At 78.0% G+C, this 472-nt stretch carries 1 protein-coding gene; it reads left to right on the top strand.

The genetic code is table 11. The features are described 5' to 3' along the window. Positions 1-472, top strand: a 472-nt coding sequence (locus C667_RS23915; protein ID WP_004392740.1) for a DNA-processing protein DprA, incomplete at both ends; no start/stop codon positions are given.

The following is a 472-nucleotide window of genomic DNA, read 5'->3' on the forward strand; positions in this document are numbered from 1 at the left end:
CGCACCGCGGCGCGCTCGCCGCCGGCAGCGCCGGCGCCGGCACGGTGGCGGTGATCGGCACCGGCATCGACCGCATCTATCCGGCACGCAACGCCGCGCTGGCACGCGAGATCGCCGCCGCCGGCGCGGTGGTCAGCGAGTTCCCGCTCGGCACGCCGCCCTTGCAGCACAACTTCCCGCGCCGCAACCGCCTCATCGCCGGCCTGGCCGAGGGCGTGCTGGTCGTCGAGGCGGCGCTCGGCAGCGGCTCGCTGATCACCGCCCGGCTCGCCACCGAGACCGGGCGCGAGGTGTTCGCGATCCCCGGGTCGATCCACTCGCCGCTGTCGCGCGGCTGCCATCGCCTGATCCGCGACGGCGCCAAGCTGGTCGAGACCGCCGAGGACGTCGTCGAGGAGCTGCGCGGCCGCCTCGGCTGGCCCGCACCGGCCGTCGCGCCCGCGGCAAGCGCCGGGGGCCGCCGCCGGCGTGG

This window comes from Thauera phenylacetica B4P (assembly GCF_000310225.1).
Classification (GTDB): domain Bacteria; phylum Pseudomonadota; class Gammaproteobacteria; order Burkholderiales; family Rhodocyclaceae; genus Thauera; species Thauera phenylacetica.